Source organism: Pseudomonas sp. MPC6 (assembly GCF_006094435.1).
Classification (GTDB): domain Bacteria; phylum Pseudomonadota; class Gammaproteobacteria; order Pseudomonadales; family Pseudomonadaceae; genus Aquipseudomonas.
Genome location: NZ_CP034783.1, coordinates 310,909 through 330,631 on the forward strand (window position 1 = coordinate 310,909; position 19,723 = coordinate 330,631).

Consider the following 19,723-nt stretch of genomic DNA (forward strand, 5'->3'; position numbering starts at 1 on the left):
CATGGTCCCGCGGATGTTTTCGAGCGCAGTTGAATACCTCCGACCGTAAGCTCTTCGGTCGCAAAAATTTGTTACAAAACTTGACCAGATTTCCCGACAAATGTCATATTGATAGTTAGCAAACTAACAGTGTGTGTTGTCCCTTCGTGCCGAAAAACCTCGACGTCCTCCAGATGAACATCAGCAGCTCCATGGTGGTGGCCGCCCGGCATTGGCGCAAAATCTGCCAGGCCACGCTGGTCAACTGTGGAGTCTCCGAAGCCTGCGCCGTCCCGTTGTTGATGATCGGGCGATTGGGCGATGGCGTGCGGCAGGTCACGGTGGCGCAGGCGGCGGGGATGGAAAGCCCGTCGCTGGTGCGTCTGTTGGATCAGCTGTGTCATGCCGGCTACGTCTGTCGTACCGAAGACACCCATGACCGGCGCGCCAAATGCCTGAGCCTGACTGCGACCGGTCGGGAGGTGGTACAAGCGGTCGAGATCGAATTGGTGCGCTTGCGTCACGAAGTGCTCGCAGGCATCGAGCAGAGTGATCTGGACGCGACGCTGCGGGTTCTCAAAGCCTTCGAATCGGCCAATCTTTCACCGGTGGCCAATCCTTGAAAGGTTTTTTCACCGGCATGCCCCCGGCGCGGGACTGGTTCTACGGTGCGCGCACGTTCGCGGCCTCGATGATCGCGTTGTACATCGCCATGCTCATGCAAATGCCCCGTCCCTATTGGGCAATGGCCACGGTTTATATCGTTTCCAGTCCCTTTGTCGGCCCGACCAGTTCCAAGGCGTTGTACCGCGCGGTCGGCACGCTGCTTGGTGCCGCGGCCGCGGTTTTTTTCGTGCCGATGTTTGTCCAGAGTCCGTATGTATTGGTGGTGGTCATCGCGCTGTGGACCGGGACGCTGCTGTTTTTGTCCCTGCACCTGCGCACGGCCAACAGTTATGCGCTGATGCTGGCGGGTTATACCTTGCCGCTGATCGCCTTGCCGGTGGTGGATAATCCGCTGGCGGTGTGGGACGTGGCGGAAGCGCGCACTGAAGAAATCTTTCTCGGCATCGCCGTTGCGGCGGTGGTGGGTGCGATGTTCTGGCCAAGGCGGCTGGCGCCGGTGTTCAACGATTCGGTGAGTAAATGGTTTACCGATGCTTCGACCTACAGTCTGCGATTCCTCAGCCGCAACGTGCAGCCGGACCAGGTCAGCGCCCTGCGCGCATCGATGGTCGCGACATTCAATACCCTGGAACTGATGATCGGCCAACTGCCCCATGAAGGCGCGCGGCCGCAAACCGTGCGCAATACCAAGGAACTGCGCGGACGCATGATTCACCTGTTGCCGGTGATCGACGCGCTCGACGACGCGCTCTATGCCCTTGAACGACGCACGCCCGAGTTGGTGGCCAGGTTTTCGCCGCTGCTGACTGCGACCGCCGAGTGGCTTGCGCAGCACAATGCCGATCTCGGCCGTTGGCAGGCACTGAAAAACCAGCTCGAAGCCCTGCAACCCTCCGCCGAGGCCTTGGACGATCGCAAGCAGTTGCTGTTTTCCAATGCCCTGTACCGCCTGGGTGAGTGGATCGATTTGTGGCAGGACTGCCGCAGCCTGCAATACGCCATCCAGTGCGAAAGCCAGGACAGCTGGCGCGCGGTATATCGGCACTGGCGGCTCGGGCGCTTGTCGCCATTTCTCGACCGTGGGCTGATGCTCTATTCGGCGGCGTCCACGGTCACGGCGATCATTGTCGCGTCGGTGCTGTGGATTCTGCTCGGCTGGACCGACGGTGGCTCCGCAGTGATTCTGGCGGCGGTGGCGTGCAGCTTCTTCGCCTCGATGGACGATCCGGCACCGCAGATCTACCGGTTCTTTTTCTGGACGGCGATGTCGGTGCTGTTCGCCAGCCTCTATCTGTTTTTGATCCTGCCTAACCTGCATGACTTCCCGATGCTGGTGCTGGCGTTCGCCGTACCCTTCATCTGCATCGGCACCCTGACGGTCAAGCCCCAGTTCTACCTGGGCATGCTGCTGACGCTCGTCAATACCTCGTCTTTCATCAGCATTCAGGGGGCCTACGACGCGGACTTCCTCAGCTTCGTCAATTCCAACCTGGCCGGCCCCGTGGGTTTGCTGTTCGCCTTTGTCTGGACCCTGATCGCGCGGCCGTTCGGTGCGGAACTGGCGGCCAAGCGCCTGACCCGTTTCAGCTGGCGCGACATTGTCAGCCTCACCGGGCCGGCCTCGTTGGCCGAACACCGGCAGTTGGGCGTGCACATCCTCGATCGCCTGATGCAGCATCTGCCGCGGCTGGCCATGATCGGCCAGGACACCGGCATCGCGCTGCGCGAAGTGCGCGTGGCCCTGAACCTGCTCGACTTGCTCGCCTATACGCCGCGAGTGTTCGGTGTGCCGCAAGCGCTGTTGCACCAGGTGGTGGCCGAAGTTGGCGAGTACTTCAAGGCGTGCCTGAAGGCTGGCGAACGTCTGCCAGCGCCGAGCCCGTTGTTGATGACCATGGACCGCGCGCGTCGCGCCCTGAATCGCGATTGCGATGACGGCGCGCGTCTGCACCTGCTGCATGCCCTGAGCGGGCTGCGCCTGGCGTTGCTGCCGGGTGTGGAGTTCGTCGGCACCGCCGAGCTTGAAGAACCGCTGCCCCATGGCATCGATGGAGCGCCTTTATGATCGGTGATCTGGATATCAGCGGAGTGTTCCTGCCGACGTTGCTGGTGCTGATGGGTATTACGTACATGTTGTACCTGTTGGTGCACGGGTTGCTCACGCGCCTGCACTTTTACCGTCTGGTCTGGCACCGGGCATTGTTCAACGTGGCTCTCTACGCTTTGCTGCTCGGCGCCGTGGACTCACTCAGTCGATACCTGATGACATGAAAAAACCGTTTTTGACCCTCGGTCGCGTGGTGCTGACCCTGCTGATCGTGACCTTCGCCGTTGTCGTCGTCTGGCGCATGGTGATGTATTACATGTTCGCGCCCTGGACCCGGGACGGGCACATTCGTGCCGACATCGTGCAGATCGCCCCGGACGTCTCCGGTCTGATCCAGCAGGTGGATATTCGCGACAACCAGTGGGTGAAACGTGGCCAGGTGCTGTTCAGCATCGACCAGGACCGCTTCAGACTGGCTCTGCGCCAGGCGAAGGCGGCGGTTGCCGACCGTAAGGAGACTCTGGCTCAGGCGCAACGGGAAGCCAAACGCAACCGTGGCCTTGGCAATCTGGTACCGGGCGAGCAACTGGAAGAAAGCCAGTCCCGGGTGGCGCGGGCCGAGGTGGCGCTGATGGAAGCCCAGGTGGCAGTGGACAGTGCCCAGCTCAACCTCGACCGTTCGACCATCCGCAGCCCGGTGGATGGCTACGTCAATGACCGTGCGCCGCGCAATCAGGAATTCGTCACCGCCGGACGCCCGGTGTTGTCGGTGGTGGACAGCAATTCCTTTCACATCGATGGCTATTTCGAAGAGACCAAGCTCGATGGCATTCATGTCGGTCAGCGCGTCGACATTCGGGTGGTCGGTGACCGTGCACGCCTGCGCGGGCACGTGGAAAGTATCGTCGCCGGCATCGAAGACCGCGATCGCAGCAGCGGCAGCAACCTGCTGCCCAACGTCAACCCGGCGTTCAGTTGGGTGCGGCTGGCCCAGCGGATTCCGGTGCGAATCGCCTTCGACGAGGTGCCGGCGGACTTTCGCATGATTGCCGGCCGCACGGCGACGGTGTCGATCATGGACGATCAAACCCGGGAGACTGCGCCATGAGCAGGGTTCCGGGTTTAGCTATTGCTGGATTTGGCCTGTTGCTGTCGGCCTGCCAGGTGGTCGGGCCGGATTATCATCTGCCGGATGAAGCCGCCGTGCACCGTGAAGACCTGCAGGGCGAGTTGGCAACGGACGGCAAAAATGTTGTCTCGGCGCCGGTGCCCGGCGATTGGTGGCGCCTGTATCAGGATCCACGCCTTGATCAGCTGGTGCAGCAGGCCATGGCGTCCAATACCGACTTGCGGGTGGCGGCGGCGAATCTGTCCCGGGCTCGCGCGCAGGTCGACGAAGCGCAGGCCGCGGGCGGCTGGCATGGCGGCGTGAAGATCGGCGCCCAGCGGTTGCAGGAGTCCGGCGAAGCGTTCTTGCTGCCGGAGAAAGTGCCGGTGGCCAACGTCGGCGACATTGGCATTACCACCTCGTATCAGTTCGACCTGTTCGGTACCTTGCAGCGCGGGATCGAAGCGGCCAAGGCCAATGCCGATGCGACCCAGGCGGCCGCGGATACGGCCCGGATCACCCTGGTGGCCGACGTCGTTCGGGCCTACACCCAGGTCTGCGCGGCCAACGAAGAGCGGGAAATCGCCCAGCATTCCCTCGACCTCCAGGCCCAGGGCACCACGCTGATCCAGCGTTTGCGTGACGCCGGGCGTGGCGATGAAACCCAGGTCACCCGCTCGCAAACCCAATTCAAGTCTTTGCGCGCCGACATGCCTCGCTATGAAGCGGCACGCCAGGCTGGCCTGTTCCGTTTGTCGATGCTACTGGCCAAACCGTTGGATCAGCTGCCGTCGGGCACCGCCAGCTGCGCCGAACTGCCGAAAATCACGCAATTGCTGCCGGCAGGTGACGGTGCAACCTTGCTCAAACGCCGCCCCGATGTGCGGCAGGCCGAGCGCCGACTGGCTGCCGCGACGGCCGGCATTGGTATCGCCACCGGCGAGTTGTACCCGGACATCAGCATCGGCGCATCCGTCGGTACCATTGGCATCCTGGAAAACCTCGGCAAACCGGCGACCAATCGCTGGGGCTTCGGCCCATTGCTGACCTGGACCGTGCCATCCAACGGCTCCCGGGCGCGAATCCGCGAGGCCGAAGCGACGACCCAGGGCGCGCTGGCGCATTTCGACGGCGTGGTGCTCAACGCCATCCGCGAAACCCAGACCGGCCTGGCCCAGTACTCCGCCTTGCTGCAACGCCGCGACGCCTTGGCGGATGCAGAGCAGTCGGCGCAACTGGCCGCGGACCAGACCCACCGCTTTTTCACCGCCGGACGTGCCTCGTTCCTGGCCGATCTGCAAGCGACGCGCACGTACACCGACGTACGGGCGCAATTGGCCGCCGCCAACACCCAGGTTGCCATGAGCCAGATCGATTTGTTCCTGGCGTTGGGCGGTGGCTGGGAAAGCGGACGAACGCAAGCCTCTAACCCCGGCAAACCCTGAGGCCGTTGCTATGCTTTGACTTGATGGGATCGCTTGCCGAACTCATCGATCCAGGCACGCGTTGGTCTTGGGGATACCAATAATGAAAAACCCTTATGCTCCCGGCTTCTGGTGCGCTATTGCAGCGTTGGTGCTGCTCTCGGCCACTTATTTCTACGGCATCATGCTGGCCCATCAAATCGACAAGGCACTGATTTTCCTCGACAGCGCCACTGCGCTGATTGCCGTGATGGCTATCGTGGTAGTGGCCTGGGCGTCGGTGCAGAGTCAGCGCATCAAGAAAAGACAATGCGAACAAGGCAAGACCCTGGTGCTGATCTGGGACACCAAGGTGGCGTTGCGTCGCGTCGAAACGGTGTTTGACCGGTATTTCTGGGGCAGCTACTGGCAACCGGGGCGCACGTTCCAGGAGGTCATGGGCGAACTCACCGGCACACCGCTGGAAAAAAGCCTCGAAACGTTGAAAAAGCAATGTCTGGAGTTGGACAAGCAGATCGCCGAAGACGGCCGACATTGGCTCAATAATGCCCGCGAACTCGCCGATGTCGCCACCGCCATGGCCCGGGAGCGCTATCAACTGGACTTCTGCGACCCGCGCGCGGAAGTGACGGGCGGGGCGGTGATCAATCGCGATTTTGAGGTGCTGGTTTATACCTGGACGGCGCGGCTGAAGAGCTTTGATCATCAGCTGGATGAGATTGAGGTTCAGTATTCCTGAATATCCTGAATTGATGTTGACTGGGCTGACGCCTTCGCTGGCAAGCCAGCTCCTACAGGAATCACGCGAATCCTGTAGGAGCTGGCTTGCCAGCGAAGGCGATCTCATGACCGCCGAAACTCTCACCCCCCACGCACGGTCCACAGACACTCTTTAACCTTTAAACATTGGGTCGCCCGGTGCGCCTGATGCTAATCTGCATCCCACTTTTCAGCGGAGTCGAGCCGTACCCGTCAAGGGTTCAGGGAAGACGACCACACCTTCAACAACGGACATTGACTGGGTAACTCATGAATAAATCAGCAGGCGTGCTTCTGGGAATTGTCGCGGCCATCGGTGTCATCAGTGCCGGTGGTGCCTGGTACACCGGTACCAAGCTCGAAGGCGTGCTCAACACCTCGATCGCCGACGCCAACAAGGAATTGCAGGCCGCGCTGGTGGGTTCCAAAGGCACGGCGTCCCTGGAGCTGGTGTCGCTGGAGCGCAATGTATTCAGCAGCACCGCGCACTATCGCCTCAAGGGCGAAGGCGAAATGTTCGGCGAAGCACCGGTAGAACTGTTATTCGTCGACCACATCGAACATGGTCCTCTGCCGTTTTCGCGCCTGGTTTCGCTGAAGTGGCTGCCGGTCATGGCCACCAGTCACTACGAGCTGGAAAGAACCCCGACCACCGAAAAATGGTTCATCGCGGCCAAGGACAAATCCCCACTCACCGGCTTGGTCAACATCGGCTACGACAATTCCACCAACGGCACCCTGCAACTGCTGCCGCTGGACGTGGCCCTGGATGACAAGTCCAACCTGAAGTTTTCCGGCCTCAACCTCGACGTCGCGGCCAGCGCCCAGGCGCAGAAGGTCAAGGCCAACGGCTACATGGATAGCCTGACGCTGACCACGGTGGCTGAAGACCAGACGCCGGTGAAGGTTGAGATGAACGGCCTGACTTTCGCCAGCAACCTGGAAAAAAGCACCTACGGCTACTACACCGGCGAGAACACCCTTGAGCTGACCGACAGCAAAACCACCTTTGGCGCCAGGCAGTCGATACTGGGTTTCAAGAAATTTGAAATGAAGAACAAGACCGAGGAATCGGGCACCAGCGCTTCAGGGCGTGCCGATTACAAGGTGGGCGAAGTGTCCTTCAACGGCAAGACTGTCGGTTCTGCCCAGATGGCCATGAGCTTGAAGAACCTCGACATCCCGGCGACCCAGTCGCTGGTGCAGATTTACCAGACCAAGCTGCAACCTTACGAGAAAGCCGCCGCCGAGGCCGCTGCCGCCGGTGAACCCGTGCCGGAGCTGGTCCTGACCCCGGCCGAAGAGGCCCAAGTCAAGACCGGTCTGGAGAAACTGCTGGCTGCCGGTCCGCAGATTGCTCTGGAGAACCTGTCGTTCCACACCGCCAACGGTGAAAGCCGCGCCAATCTGGTGCTCGACCTGACCAAGCCCAAGTCCATGGACTTGCCACCGGATCAACTGACCCGGCAACTGATCGCCCTGCTGGACGTCAATCTGCAGGTGTCCAAGCCCATGCTCGTTGATTTGCTTAGCGTCCAGGGGCAAATCGACGGTCAGACCGACGCCAAGCTCATTGCCGAGCAGGCCACCGCCACCGCCGACATGTTCGCCAGCATGGCGATCGGTGCCCAGCTCGCAAAACTCGACGGCAGTAGCATCGTCACCAAACTGCACTACGCTAACAATCAGGTGGAGTTCAACGGCCAGAAAATGACGGTCGAAGAATTTGCCGGCTTCGTGATGAGTAAGCTTGGGGGGGCTGGAAACATCCAGTAAAACCGGGGCTTACACACCGAACGCCCGGCCTCTGCTCCCAGCAGACGTCGGGCGTTTTGCTGTCTGGCATTTAAGACAGGACGATGGCCGGTGCCTGCAGTTTCACGAATCTGAACAATTATTGTGTTCCCAATTACCCAGCGAGCTCGCATGCAAGACTGCCTTTAAATAAAGTTTGGCTGGGTCACCTGGACCAGCTTTCCGATACGAAAGGGCAAAAAGGGCATTGCGGCCCGGCTGGCCATGTAAGGATGCTGACGTATGCCGAGTATTGTTGCCCCTTTTGTTCAACGTGGTATGCGACCGCTGTTTCGCGTCGCGTTGTGCAGCCAGTTGATCTGGCCGATGTTAGCGTTTGCAAACACCCCTTACGATGAAATGGTGCTCGATGCCCGAGCCGGTCACTACACGCCCGCGCTCACCGCGCTGCGTCAGGTGCCGCCGGACCAGGCCACCACCGATCAGATCAGCGATCACTTGCAGATCGCCAGTTGGGCCGGCCTGGACGCCGAAGTGATCAAGGTTTATGAAACCCAGGGACGCAATCTGGACCTGCCGGTTGCAGCCCTGACCGCCACTGCGCGGGCCTACCGCAACAAGGGCCGCTGGGACGATGCGAACCGGGTCTACAACAAGGCCTTGGCCATCGACCCGGAAAACCAGGAATTGCAGCTGGGGATGGCGCTGAACCAGGCTGACTCCGACAAGCCCGACCAGGCGGTGACGCGTGCCAGAGCGCTGGTGGCGGCCCAACCCAATGACGTCTCCCGCCGGATGGCCCTGGGCTACGCCTTGAATCGTGCCGGCAAAGAGTACGACTCGTTGTTCGAATACGATCAGGCCTTTGTCCGTTCCGGTAACGATCCAGCCGTCGCCAAGGAGTATGTGTACGCGATGCAACGGGCTCACCTGCCGGAACCGGCCTTGCGCCTGGCCCGTCAGCGCCCCGGGTTGATCGATCCGGTCACGATACGTCACCTCGAAGGCGACCTGGCCGCAGAACGTGTGCGTCTGGCTGAAATGCCGACCCGCGGCGAAGCAGAGCGCTATGTGATCGCTGATCGGGCCCTGGCCGATTACGACAAATTGATTTCCACCTGGTCCGCGGATCCGCAGGCTAAAGACGACGTCATCCGCTGGCGCATCGACCGCATGGGTGCCCTCAACGCCCGCTCCCGCTCCGCCGAGGTCATCAGTGAATACCACAAGCTGCAGGCCGAAGGTGTGGAAGTGCCGGTCTACGCCCAGCGTTGGGTCGCCGCGTCCTACCTGGACGAGCGCGAACCGGAAATCGCCACCGATATGTATCGTGCGATCCTGCTCACGCCGGATGCCGATCCTGGCAACCGTTTGCAAGACACCACCGCGCTTTACTATGCCCTGCTCGAAAGTGGCAACGCCGACGAGGCGCGCGTAGTCGCCGAGGACCTGGCCAAAGCCCAGCGACCACGCGTGCAGCTCAAGGGCCTGCCCGGAGGCAACCCCAACGACGAATGGATGGACGCGCAACAACTCGCTGCCCAGGCCGGGACTTACAGTTCCGATCTGCCCCATGGCGAGGAGCGCCTGCAGGCCTTGGTCGAGCAGGCGCCGGGCAACATCAGACTGCGTGTGGCTCAGGCCGATCTGTACCTGGCGCGAGGCTGGCCGCGGCTTGCCGAGAGCAAGCTCAAGGAAGCCGAGGCCATGGCCCCGCGGGACATTAACCTGGAAATCGCCCAGGCCCACACTGCCACGGACCTGCAGGAATGGCGGCAGATGGATGCGCTGACCGACGATGTGGTCGCGCGTTTTCCCGAGAATAGTCAGGTCAAGCGCTTGCAACGTCAGCGTGAGGTCCATGACATGTTCGAGCTGCGCGTAGAAGCGTTCGGCGGCAAGACTTATGGCGGTGATGACAACAACGTCGGCGCGGTCAACGGCAGTAAAGATTTCGGCATCGAAACCGTCCTGTACAGCCCACCCATCGGTGAAGACTGGCGTGTGTTCGCCGGTGCCGGTTATGCCGAAGGCGACTTCCAGGAAGGGACCGGTAACCATAACTTCCAGCGCGTCGGGCTCGAACGCCGGACCCGCGACTTGACCCTGGAAGCGGAAGTCTCCAACCACTCCTATGGCTTCGGTTCCAAGCAGGGCGCGCGTCTGGCGTTCGCCCATGACATCAACGATTACTGGCAGTACGGCGCCAGCCTGGAATATTTCGCCGCGGCGACGCCGTTGCGGGCCTTGAACAGCGACATCACGGCCAATGGCGGCAGCGGTTTCATTCGCTGGCGGGCCAATGAAAGTCGCGAGTGGAAATTCGCGCTCAGCCCGTCCCACTTCAGCGACGGCAACGACCGCGTCGAAGCCTTGCTCACCGGGCGCGAAGGCATCTACAGCGCACCGAACGTGCAAGTCGATCTGGGATTGGAAGTCGGCGCCAGCCACAACTCCCTGTCTGAAGACGTGCCGTATTTCAACCCCAAGTCCGATCTCAGCGTCCTGCCGATGGTCAGCGTCAATCACATGCTCTACGAGCGCTATGAAACCCGATGGAGTCAGCAGTTCCAGGTCGGCGCGGGTACTTACACCCAGCAAGATCACTCCACCGGAGGCATGGCCCTGTTGGGCTATGGCCAGCGTTACAGCTGGAACGACGTGTTGGAGGTCGGCGGTATGTTGAGCGCGATCAACCGGCCATATGACGGAGAGCGGGAAACCGATCTGCGCCTGATGGTCGATCTTACTTTCCGCTTCTAGAGGGGTTTGAAAATGGCCTTGATGTCGCGTTTCTTCCTCCTGCTGGGGGTGCTGTTGATCAGCGCTTGTGCCCAGCAAGCACCGGCGTTTGCGCCGCCGTCCGAACGGCCGCTGGACGCCAGCGAAACCCCGTGGCCGAAAAACCATGTACTCGGCATCGCTTATCACGATGTCGATGACAAGGACCCGGACCAGGCGGTGGTGGCGGTGCGAACCGAACGCCTGATCGAGCAGCTGGCCTGGTTGCGGGAGAACGGCTACCAGCCGGTCTCCATTGACCAGGTCCTGGCGGCACGCAAAGGCGGCCACGATCTGCCGCCCAAAGCGGTCATGCTCAGTTTCGACGACGGTTATTCGAGCTTCTATACCCGGGTGATGCCGGTGCTGCGTGCCTATAAATGGCCTGCATTGCTGGCGCCGGTCGGAACCTGGCTCGACACCCCGGCGAACCAACCGGTGGATTTCGCCGGCATGCCGCGCAAGCGCTCGGAATTCCTGACCTGGGATCAAGTCCGGGAGGTTTCCCAGTCCGGACTGGTGGAAATCGCTGCGCATACCGATGCCAATCACAAGGGTATCCTGGGTAACCCTCAGGGCAACATGGAGCCGGCCGCCACAACCCGGCGTTACGATCCCGTCGCCAAACGCTATGAAACCGAAACTGAGTTCCAGGCCCGTCAACGTGTTGACGTCGCGGCGATCTCGGAGAAAATTTACAAGGTCACCGGTAAAAAGCCGCGCGTCTGGGTCTGGCCGTACGGTGCGGCGGACGGCAGCACGCTGCAAATTGTCAATGATCAGGGCTATCAGATGGCCTTGACCCTCGAAGACGGGCTCGACACCGTCGATACCCTGATGAGCAGCCCGCGTTACCTTGTTTCTGCTGACCCGGAAGGCGCGCGCTTCGCCAACAGCGTCGTCTCGGTGCAGGAGAACAATGCGATGCGCGTCGTGCACGTCGACCTGGATAACGTCTACGACCCGGACCCGGCCCAGCAGGAAAGAAACCTGGGTAAACTGATCCAGCGCATGTCCGACATGGGTGCCAATACGGTATTCCTGCAAGCTTTCGCCGATCCGAAGGGTGATGGCCTGGTGCATTCGCTGTACTTCCCCAACCGTCACCTGCCGATGGCCGCCGACATTTTTGACCGCGTGGCCTGGCAGTTGCACACTCGGGCCCATGTCAAAGTCTACGCCTGGATGCCAGTGCTGAGTTTTGCCCTGGATTCGAAGCTGCCGCGCGTGACGCGCTGGGATCCGGAAACGGGCAAGGCGTCGGTCGACCCGAAGCAATACATACGCTTGTCGCCCTACGATCCCAACGTAAGACGCATCATTGGTGAAATCTACGAAGACCTCGCGCGCATGGCGTCGGTCGACGGTGTCCTGTTTCACGATGACGCAGTAATGTCGGACTTCGAAGACGCAGGCCCCGATGCTCTCAAAGTCTATGCTGCCAATGGTCTGCCCGGCTCGATTGCCGCGCTGCGCGCCGATCCTGCCGTGATGCAGCGGTGGACGCGCTTCAAGAGCCGCTACCTGATCGATTTCACCAAGGAGCTGACCGCCAAGGTCCGCGCCATTCGTGGCCCGCAGCTGCATACGGCGCGCAACATTTTCGCCGAGCCGATGCTCAATCCCGAGAGTGAAGCCTGGTACGCACAGAATCTGGATGATTTCCTCGGCACTTACGACTGGACGGCGCCGATGGCCATGCCGTTGATGGAAAAGCAGTCTTACGAAGAGTCCCATGCCTGGCTCGAAAAACTGGTCGCCACGGTCAAGTCTCGCCCCGGTGCGCTTGATCGCACCGTATTCGAATTGCAGGCACGGGACTGGACGAAACAGGAAGGTGCCGACATCGACGGCGGAACACTGGCCGAGTGGATGAGAGTGCTCCAGCGTCAGGGCGTGACCAGCTTTGGTTACTACCCCGACAACTTCCTCGACAATCTGCCAGAGCTGAAGGCCGTAAGGCCCTCGCTCTCCAACAAGTGGAATCCATAACATGCTGGATAGACTTCTGGCTCTACTCGTTCTGGCGATCGTCCTCGGGATTCCTCTCGGACTGATCTTTCTACTCACTGGCCAGTTCCTGATGGACTTCGTGTTCTTCTATCCACTGTTCATGTCGGGACTGTGGATCGCCGGGGGACTCTATTTCTGGCTGCACTGGGAGCGGCACTGGCCGTGGGAAGAAGACACCTTGCCGCCACCGCTGGCCGGCGAGCCGCTGATTTCGATCCTGATCCCTTGCTTCAACGAAGGCGACAACGTCACTGAAACCATTCATGCGGCGCTGGGCCAGCAGTACCCGAACATCGAGGTCATCGCGATCAACGATGGTTCTAAAGACAACACCGGCGCCATCCTCGACGCCTTGGCCGTGCAGGATCCGCGTTTGCGGGTGCTGCACCTGGCGGAGAACCAGGGCAAGGCTGTGGCCCTGCGCATGGGCGCCATTGCAGCGCGTAGCGAGTACCTGGTGTGCATCGACGGTGATGCGCTGCTGGCACCCCATACTGCGGCTTACCTGGTTGCGCCGTTGCTCGAGAACCCACGCCTCGGCGCGGTGACCGGCAACCCGCGGATCCGTACCCGCTCGACCCTGGTCGGCCGGGTGCAGGTTGGCGAGTTCTCCTCGATCATCGGTTTGATCAAACGTACCCAGCGCGTGTTCGGGCGGATCTTTACCGTCTCCGGCGTGGTCGTTGCTTTCCGTCGTACGGCCCTGCACCGGGTCGGCTACTGGAGCACGGACATGATCACCGAAGACATCGATATCAGCTGGAAGCTGCAGTTGGATCACTGGAGCATTTTCTACGAGCCCCGCGCGCTGTGCTGGATCCTGATGCCGGAAACCCTGGGTGGTCTATGGAAGCAGCGTCTGCGCTGGGCCCAGGGCGGTGCGGAAGTGCTGTTCAAGAACATTCGCGGCATCTGGCAGTACCGTCATCGTTACCTCTGGCCGTTACTGTTCGAATACTGCCTGTCCACCGGTTGGGCGTTCACTTTCCTGCTGTCGATAATTCTATGGCTGGTGGGTCTGTACATCGCATTGCCGGAAGTCATCGCGGTGCCCCGTATGTGGCCACCGGCGTTTACCGGCTTGCTGCTGGCAGTGGTCTGCCTGATGCAGTTCGGCGTCAGTCTGCTGATCGATCGCCGCTACGAAAAAGGTTTGGGCAAGACGATGTTCTGGGTGATCTGGTACCCGCTGGTGTTCTGGTTGGTCAGTCTGCTCACCACGCTGGTCAGTTTTCCCAAAGTGCTGTTCCGTCTACGTCAGAAACGTGCGCGCTGGGTCAGTCCAGATCGCGGCATTCGGCCGCCAGGTGCCGATGAAGAGGAGATCGTCAAATGAAAATCATCACAACCCGGCAGCGGCCAGTACTGTTCGTGGTCGATACCATGTTCACCGTCCTGGCCTGGGCCGGATTCCTGTACCTATTGTTCCTGGGTATCTGGCCATTGATCGTCAGCCACGACGGTCCGCGGATTGGCGCTTCGGCGTACGACGCCCTCGGCACCCTGCAGATTTATTTGTGGGTGGCGGTGTTCAACGCAGTGGTACTGATCGGTTGGGCACGTTATCAACAACGTAAAAGCAAAAGTTACGCCCAGCGTCGGCTGGCGGCCCCGGTTGTCGACGATCAGGGCTTGAGCAAAACCTTCAAGCTGACCCGTGAAAAGCTGCACAAACTGCGCAGCCCGGGTTCGATGACAATTCACAACGACCACGATGGCGATATTTCCCACGTGGTGAGCCACTTCTTCACGATCGACCCCCGGCAGCCGCTCTCCCTGCATCCTCTGGAGAATCCAAAAGTGGTACGTCGTCCATCCGACGATGACGAAGGCAAAGAGCCGGTGAACCGCGCCTGAGCCTGACACGTTCGCCCGGTTAGGAGCTGCTGCGCGCTGCGATCTCAAGATCAAAAATTGAAGATCGCAGCCCGCGGTAGCTCACCGGTTATGTGAAGCTAATGGTCAGCCAACATCCCGAATCAAGCGCCACGCCTCATCCACCGGCAGTGGTTGTTTCATCCGCTCAGCGAGCATCGCCATCGCCCGTTCTTCATCGCAGGCGACGGCGGCTGCCACCACCCCGTCCTTGCAGAACAGGCCGATAAAGGGCGGATGGTCGGGGTCGCCTTTGAATTCGACTTCGTCCCAAGCCTCGGCATGGCCCAGGTAGTCGTAGTTTTTGCCGAAGTGCCAGGTCCAGAAAAACGGCACGTCGAGGTAGTGCTCGTCGCCGCCGAGCATGTTCGCCGCAGCGATCCGAGCCTGTTGCTGGGCCAGGCGCCAATGCTCGATACGCTGAGGCTGGCCATTGAGCGGGAAGGTCGCGATATCACCGGCGGCCCAGAGCCCATCGGTCACGCGCATACCGCCGTCGACCGTCAGTGACTGATCTTTTTCCTTGGGCAAATCGGCAAACGGTCCAGTTGCCGGGCTGACGCCAATGCCGACCAGCACCAGGTCCGCTGGCAAACGTTGACCGTTGTCCAGTTTCACCGCTTCGACCTGGTCGGTGCCTTCAATCTGCGCGGCTTCGCCATCGGTGTGGAAGACCACGCCGTGGGCCACATGCAGGGCACGAATGGCCTTGCCGACCGCGTCGCCGAATTGCTTGGCGAAGGGTACGGCGTGGCGAGCCAGAACGGTGACGTCCAGACCGTATTCGCGCAGGGCCGAAGCAGACTCCAGGGCAATGAAACTGTCGCCGATGATCACCGCTCGCTGGCCAGGTTGCGCAGCGGCCAGAATCCGCTGCGCCTGATCCGTCGAGCGCAGCACGAAGACCTGCGGCAAGTCGGCACCGGGCAGCGTAAGCGGGTTGGGCGTACCGCCGGTGGCGAGCAGCGCGGCGTCATACGTCAGCGACTGACCGTCAGCCAGTCGCAGGGTTTTATTCACCGCATCCAGGCTGGCCACTTCACCCTTTATTCGCTCGATTCGCTGCTCGTGGTAGAAGCTTTCATCGCGCAACGGTGGGACTTCCTCCGGCGGCATTTCACCGGCGATCACGAATTTGCTCAGCACCGTGCGGTCGTAGCCGGCGTCGGCTTCGCGGTCGATCAGCAGCACGCGGCCGCCAAAGCCTTTTTCGCGCAGCGCCGCCGCAGCCGCCGTTCCCGCGGCACCGGCACCGATGATCACGAACGTGCGCTCATCGTCAGCCGGCGGTGTGCTGCCAGCCGACAGGGGCCGGTCGTCGACCCAAACCTCGTCGTCGCGCAGTTCTAGCGGGTAGCGCTTGAGGCTGTCGAGGGACGGCGGTTCACAGAGCGCACCGTCTTCGATCCGGTACGCGGCCTTGTGCCAAGGGCAGATCAGCCGCCCGTGACACAGCGCGCCCTCGGCCAGCGGCGCCCCGGCGTGGGGACATTCACCCTGATAGGCGCGCAATTGATCGCCGACTCGCAGCAGGACAATTTTAGTGTCCGCGATCCGGACTTCCAGGCCACGGTTCTCGGGCACATCGGCGAAACGGGCGACGCGGTGCAGGGCCATGATCGCTCTCCTGACGGACGTTTCAATTAAGAGTCCGGGGTTTCTTCCGAGGTTCAGCCAATTCCCGCTGCCAAGGCACCAACGGTCCGGCTATAGTTTGCACGCCGACCATGGCCCCACCCGCACAAGGTGCTCCGGTATGACCCGATCGACCTCCCTGAACCCTTGGCTGGCGGCCGTTGCAGTCGCCCTTTGCGTGCAGTTTCCGGCGCAGGCCCAGGAGCGCTTCACCCTCAGCATCCCCGGTGTCTCGGACAATCGCCTGTTCACCTCGGCAGCCGCCAGCGATGCGGCCGGTTGTGGCGGCAAGAACCAGTCCCCGGCCCTGAGCTGGAACGCCGGCCCCCCGGGCACCTTGAGCTACGCCATCGTGATGCACGACCCGGACGGCCAGAAAGGCCTGGGCGTCGACCACTGGATTCATTATGGCATCAAGGCTGCGACCCACCAGATCCCGGCCGGTGTCGGCGCCAAATCCGCCCTCGAAGGCGTGGGCGGCAGCAACAGCAAAGGTACCACCGGCTACGTGGGACCCTGCCCACCGGTCGGTGACAGCTCCCATCACTACATCATCCAGCTCTACGCCCTGGACCTGGCACCAGACGCCTTGCCCGCCGGCCTGAGCCGCGCGCAGCTGATGGAAAAAATCAAAGGCCATGTGTTGAAAAACAGCAGCGTGGTGCGGCGTTATCACCGCTGAAGTTTTTTTATTTCGGGTTAACCCGAACCGGTCGGGCTGCCCGTCTCAGAGGATGAATGGATCAATTTCCTCCTGAGGTCAGCCCCCATGTCCCTCCCTCTGCATTTCCTCCGCCCGGCCGCCCAGGGTTTCACGGTCGGGTTGCTCCTGGCCATGGCCGGTTGCGGCGTTTCGTCCAAGCCTGAGTCCGCCTCGGTCTCGCCGCCGGCTCAAGGTGCGCTCAAAACAGAGGCGCCGGTACATACCGAGGCGGTCATGGCGGACGCCACGATGGCCAAGCGCAGCGTGCGACCGGCACCGATGGCGGGTTATGCGCCGATGCCTGAATCGGCTCCGGCAGGTTATCGGGACGAGCAGCATGAACAGTATCAAGCGCTGGCCGACAACCCGATTCATAGCGTGACCGAATCGCCGGTATCGACCTTCAGCGCCGACGTCGACACCGGTGCTTATGCCAACGTCCGCCGCTTGCTGAATCAAGGGCGCTTGCCGCCCGAAGGCGCGGTGCGCCTGGAGGAGATGGTCAATTACTTTCCCTACGATTACGCATTGCCCACCGACGGCTCGCCCTTCGGTGTGACCACTGAGCTGGCGCCGTCACCGTGGAACCCGCATACCCGATTGCTGCGCATCGGCATCAAAGCCTCGGACCGCGCAGTGGCCGAACTGGCGCCGGCAAACCTGGTGTTTCTGGTGGACGTGTCCGGCTCGATGGACCGCCGCGAAGGTTTGCCGCTGGTCAAAAGCACCCTGAAACTGCTGGTCGATCAGTTGCGCGAGCAGGATCGGGTGTCATTGGTGGTTTACGCCGGCGATTCGCGCGTGGTCCTGGAACCGACTTCCGGACGGGAAAAAGCGAAAATTCGTACAGCCATCGATCAATTGACCGCAGGCGGCTCCACCGCCGGGGCGTCGGGGATCGAGCTGGCTTATCAAATGGCACAACAGGCGTTTATTCCCAAGGGCATCAACCGCATCCTGTTGGCCACCGACGGCGACTTCAACGTCGGCATCAGCGACTTCGACAGCCTCAAGCAAATGGCTGTGGAAAAGCGCAAGACTGGCGTGTCCCTGACCACCCTGGGTTTTGGTGTGGATAACTACAATGAACACCTGATGGAGCAACTGGCCGATGCCGGCGATGGCAACTACGCCTACATCGACAACCTGCGCGAGGCGCGCAAGGTGCTGGTGGATCAGCTCGGTTCGACCCTCGCCGTCGTGGCGAAGAACGTGAAGCTGCAAGTGGAGTTCAACCCGGCGCAGGTCAGTGAGTATCGGTTGTTGGGGTATGAGAATCGGGCGCTGAAGCGTGAGGATTTCAGCAATGACAAAGTCGATGCGGGTGAAATCGGTGCAGGCCATACCGTGACGGCGTTGTATGAAATTGTGCCCAAGGGGGAGAAGGGCTGGTTGGAGCCATTGCGGTATGGCAAATCCACAGCCGATGTTTCCGTGAATACCGGGGAATTGGCGATGTTGCGAGTTCGCTATCAGTTGCCAGAGGGTGGGAATAGTCGCCTGATCGAACACCCGATCGTTAACGACCTGGCCGGCAAAGCCAGCGATGACCTGCGCTTTGCAGCGGCAGTGGCAGCGTTCTCCCAACAGCTCAAGGACGGACGCTACACCGGCGAGTTCAGCCTCAAAGACACCGAAGCACTGGCTCGTGGCGCCCGAGGCGATGATCGCTTCGGCGTGCGCAGCGAGTTCGTGCAATTGGTGGAACTGGCGCAGAGCTTGCGCAGCACCACGGCGTCGAATCCAACTGCCACTGAACGACGGATTGAATAGTGAGCCGATTGAAGGGGTTCATCAGCCAGCTGTTTGCGCCCGCAAACAGCACCGAGGCCAGCAGCGACGAATCGCTGCTGGCCCGTTACCGCGAGGGCGACGGCGCGGCGTTCGAGATTTTGTACGCGCGCCATCGTCAGGGGTTGTACAGGTTTCTGCTAGGGTTGAGCGGCAGGGCTGAACTCGCCGAGGAGGTCTATCAGGAAACCTGGCTGAGCTTGATCCGCAGTGGTAGTCAGCTACAAGGTCGGGCGACTTTTCGTACCTGGCTCTACCAGATTGCCCGCAATCGTCTGATCGATCACTGGCGCAAGAACGGAGTTCATCAACCGCTGCACGACAGCTACGACGAACAGGCCCATGCCCTGGCCGACGAGGCAGCCGATCCTGAACAACTGCTGAGCCTGAGCCGCGACTCACAGCGCCTTGAAGCCGCCCTGCAAACCTTGCCCGCCGACCAGCGCGAAGTGTTCCTGCTGCGCGCCTACAGCGATCTCGATTTGCCGCAGATCGCCACCCTCACCGAAACACCGCTGGAAACCGTCAAGAGCCGCTTGCGCTACGCCCAGCAAAAACTGCGTCGGCTGCTGGCCGAGGAGGTACTGACATGACTGACGCCCGCAAGACACCGAAAGACGAAGTACTCCAGCACTATCGTGAACACGGGGCTGGTGAACCACCGGCACATCTCGACGCCTTTATCCTGGCCACTGCACACCGGGAAGTGCCCGTGCCGAAGCCGAGCCTGTGGCAACGCTGGGTCCAGGCCTGCCAGAAGCCTCGTTGGCAAGTCGCATTTGCCAGCCTGATCGGCGTGGCCCTGATGCTTGCTTTGGTGCAGCGCACGCCAGAACAGACGCCGAGCTACGACTTCGCCCCAGCGCCAAAAATATCCGCGCCGGTCGCCAAAAAAGAAGCCGCACAAGCACCACCGTCGGCTGCACGCTCTCTTGCTGCCCCGGCCGGCGCTATGTCCGCCCCTGCACCTGCTGCGCCCATGGCCGATTACGCTGCTCCCGCGCAAAGCGAATCGATCAACGCTGAAATGGTCGACGAAGCGACGGTCAGCAAGCGTGTTGCAGCGCCGGTGAAAACACTGGACGAACAGTTGCATGAAGTTCTTCGCTTGCAAAGTGCCGGTCAGACCAAAGCCGCCGACGACTTGATGGCCCAGCTGCACAAACGCTTTCCCAAGGAGAACCTCACGGCCCGACTGAAGGCATTGAAGACAAACTGAGGAGAAA

General features: G+C 61.2%; 16 protein-coding genes. 15 read left to right on the top strand and 1 reads right to left on the bottom strand.

Annotation, left to right across the window (positions count from 1 at the left end):
- The first annotated feature begins 173 nt into the window (after positions 1–173).
- From ELQ88_RS03390 to pgaD, 11 genes are all read left to right on the top strand, one after another.
- Positions 174–602 carry a MarR family transcriptional regulator gene (locus ELQ88_RS03390; RefSeq protein ID WP_138963638.1) on the top strand — a complete coding sequence of 143 codons (429 nt, stop codon included), beginning with the start codon at positions 174–176 and terminating at the stop codon, positions 600–602.
- Positions 599–2,671, top strand: coding sequence for an FUSC family protein (locus tag ELQ88_RS03395; protein WP_138963640.1), 2,073 nt, complete (start codon positions 599–601; stop codon positions 2,669–2,671). Before ELQ88_RS03390 ends, ELQ88_RS03395 begins: the two co-directional genes overlap by 4 nt.
- A complete protein-coding gene (locus tag ELQ88_RS03400) occupies positions 2,668–2,877 on the top strand; it encodes a DUF1656 domain-containing protein (protein WP_138963642.1) in 210 nt (69 codons plus the stop codon). The genes ELQ88_RS03395 and ELQ88_RS03400 overlap by 4 nt, the downstream gene beginning before the upstream one ends.
- Positions 2,874–3,761 (top strand): HlyD family secretion protein, encoded by an 888-nt coding sequence (locus ELQ88_RS03405; protein ID WP_138963644.1) that lies wholly within the window; start codon positions 2,874–2,876, stop codon positions 3,759–3,761. The genes ELQ88_RS03400 and ELQ88_RS03405 overlap by 4 nt, the downstream gene beginning before the upstream one ends.
- Entirely contained in the window at positions 3,758–5,206 is a 1,449-nt protein-coding gene (locus tag ELQ88_RS03410) for an efflux transporter outer membrane subunit (protein WP_138963646.1), read from the top strand. Before ELQ88_RS03405 ends, ELQ88_RS03410 begins: the two co-directional genes overlap by 4 nt.
- An 82-nt stretch (positions 5,207–5,288) precedes the next feature.
- The gene (locus ELQ88_RS03415) at positions 5,289–5,924 is read left to right on the top strand and encodes an NADH:ubiquinone oxidoreductase subunit N (RefSeq protein ID WP_138963648.1); all 636 of its coding nucleotides are present in this window, start codon (positions 5,289–5,291) and stop codon (positions 5,922–5,924) included.
- A gap of 290 nt (positions 5,925–6,214) precedes the next feature.
- A complete protein-coding gene (locus tag ELQ88_RS03420; protein ID WP_138963650.1) occupies positions 6,215–7,720 on the top strand; it encodes a YdgA family protein in 1,506 nt (501 codons plus the stop codon).
- 261 nt (positions 7,721–7,981) lie between these two features.
- On the top strand, positions 7,982–10,462 hold the full coding sequence (pgaA, locus tag ELQ88_RS03425) for a poly-beta-1,6 N-acetyl-D-glucosamine export porin PgaA (protein ID WP_138963652.1): 2,481 nt from the start codon (positions 7,982–7,984) through the stop codon (positions 10,460–10,462).
- 12 nt (positions 10,463–10,474) lie between these two features.
- Positions 10,475–12,472 (top strand): poly-beta-1,6-N-acetyl-D-glucosamine N-deacetylase PgaB, encoded by a 1,998-nt coding sequence (gene pgaB / locus ELQ88_RS03430; protein WP_138963654.1) that lies wholly within the window; start codon positions 10,475–10,477, stop codon positions 12,470–12,472.
- Position 12,473: 1 nt separating this feature from the next.
- Complete coding sequence (gene pgaC / locus ELQ88_RS03435; RefSeq protein ID WP_138963656.1) at positions 12,474–13,829, top strand: poly-beta-1,6-N-acetyl-D-glucosamine synthase; 1,356 nt, start codon at positions 12,474–12,476, stop codon at positions 13,827–13,829.
- Positions 13,826–14,350, top strand: a complete 525-nt coding sequence (gene pgaD, locus ELQ88_RS03440; RefSeq protein WP_138963658.1) for a poly-beta-1,6-N-acetyl-D-glucosamine biosynthesis protein PgaD — start codon at positions 13,826–13,828, stop codon at positions 14,348–14,350. The genes pgaC and pgaD overlap by 4 nt, the downstream gene beginning before the upstream one ends.
- A gap of 105 nt (positions 14,351–14,455) precedes the next feature.
- On the opposite strand, the gene ELQ88_RS03445 is transcribed toward pgaD, so the two are convergent.
- Complete coding sequence (locus tag ELQ88_RS03445; protein WP_138963660.1) at positions 14,456–15,985, bottom strand: apoptosis inducing factor family protein; 1,530 nt, start codon at positions 15,983–15,985, stop codon at positions 14,456–14,458.
- Between the two features lie 139 nt (positions 15,986–16,124).
- Between ELQ88_RS03445 and ELQ88_RS03450 the strand changes: the two genes are divergently transcribed.
- The 4 genes from ELQ88_RS03450 to ELQ88_RS03465 all read left to right on the top strand — a co-directional run bounded on the left by ELQ88_RS03450 (position 16,125) and on the right by ELQ88_RS03465 (position 19,716).
- Entirely contained in the window at positions 16,125–16,685 is a 561-nt protein-coding gene (locus ELQ88_RS03450) for a YbhB/YbcL family Raf kinase inhibitor-like protein (protein WP_128873898.1), read from the top strand.
- 87 nt (positions 16,686–16,772) lie between these two features.
- Positions 16,773–18,479 (top strand): VWA domain-containing protein, encoded by a 1,707-nt coding sequence (locus ELQ88_RS03455; protein ID WP_138963662.1) that lies wholly within the window; start codon positions 16,773–16,775, stop codon positions 18,477–18,479.
- Entirely contained in the window at positions 18,479–19,090 is a 612-nt protein-coding gene (locus tag ELQ88_RS03460; protein ID WP_138963664.1) for an RNA polymerase sigma factor, read from the top strand. Before ELQ88_RS03455 ends, ELQ88_RS03460 begins: the two co-directional genes overlap by 1 nt.
- Positions 19,087–19,716, top strand: a complete 630-nt coding sequence (locus tag ELQ88_RS03465; protein WP_138963666.1) for a hypothetical protein — start codon at positions 19,087–19,089, stop codon at positions 19,714–19,716. Before ELQ88_RS03460 ends, ELQ88_RS03465 begins: the two co-directional genes overlap by 4 nt.
- Positions 19,717–19,723 lie beyond the last annotated feature (7 nt).